Annotated in this window: 1 protein-coding gene and 1 other annotated feature; the gene reads left to right on the forward strand. The window is 47.2% G+C overall.

The window, feature by feature from the left end; translation table 11 throughout:
* Positions 1-50: 50 nt before the first annotated feature.
* A protein-coding gene (locus tag JMY06_RS11670) for an IS3 family transposase (RefSeq protein ID WP_201618412.1) occupies positions 51-1,148 on the forward strand; the annotation gives its coding sequence in 2 pieces (ribosomal slippage) (positions 51-327 and positions 327-1,148; 1,099 coding nt annotated over the 2 pieces). This gene is flagged as partial in the annotation.
* Positions 326-442 (forward strand) — a sequence feature (AL1L pseudoknot). Its footprint overlaps the gene before it by 117 nt.

A 1,148-nucleotide genomic window follows, 5' to 3' on the forward strand; every position in this document is an offset into this window, starting at 1 on the left:
TGAACCGCCCCGGGTTTGTCGGAGACTCATTAATCTGAGAGAATAGAACAATGAGTAAAAATACATACACCCCCGAGATTAAAGAACGTACTGTCCGTATGCTGATTGAAGCATCAAATGACTACCCATCAGCATGGGCCGCCACTCAGGCAATCACCTCGAAAATAGGCTGCAGCCCTGAAACCTTACGATCATGGCATAAAAAATATATCACACAAAGCATTCCCGAAGCCGTCCATGCTCAAAGCCAAGAGCAGCGAATTAAGCAGCTTGAGCGAGATAATAAAGAGCTACAGCAAGCCAATGAAATACTACGCAAGGCGGCTGCTTTTTTCGCCCAGGCGGAGCTCGGCCGCCCTTTCAAGTAATGCTCGCCTTCATTGAAAACAACAAAGCCGACTATGGGGTCGAGCCAATCTGCAGAATCCTACCGATTGCCCCATCAACCTATTATCGTGCTAAAGCCTTAGCTGATAATCCGTTAAGACGCTCAAAACGTAGGCAACATGACGACTATTTGATTCATGAAATTACTCGCATATGGCAAGACAGCAAGTGCCGCTACGGCGCACGCAAAGTCTGGCAACAGCTTAAAATTGAAGGTGTACAGGTTGCTCGCTGCACCATCGAGCGACTCATGCGTAAACACCAGATACAAGGCGTTTGGCGCGGTAAAGGTAAACGCACTACTGTCAGCGATGACAAGCAACAGCGCGCCGATGACCTTGTTAAACGCAACTTTACTGCCAGTCGTCCTAATCAGTTATGGGTTGCTGACTTTACTTATATTCAAACCAATAGCGGCTGGGTTTATACTGCTTTTATCATTGATGTCTATGCCCGTGCTATCGTCGGCTGGAAGGTCTCTCGCCGGATGAATACAGATTTAGTACTTGATGCACTGGAGCAAGCATTACAGGCACGAGATAAACCAAAAGAGGTGATTCACCACAGCGATAGAGGCAGTCAATACCTGTCTATTCGCTACACTGAAAGACTGCTTGCAGCAGGGGTTAAAGCGTCTGTTGGCACCACCGGCGACTCATACGACAATGCTTTAGCCGAAACGGTCAACGGCTTGTATAAAACTGAGGTCATTCATTATTTAAAAGACAAGTGGCAGGGTCTAAACGACGTAGAGCTTGCAA

Origin of the sequence: Psychrobacter urativorans (assembly GCF_904846675.1) — a bacterium.
In the GTDB taxonomy this organism is placed as follows: Bacteria; Pseudomonadota; Gammaproteobacteria; order Pseudomonadales; family Moraxellaceae; genus Psychrobacter; species Psychrobacter urativorans_B.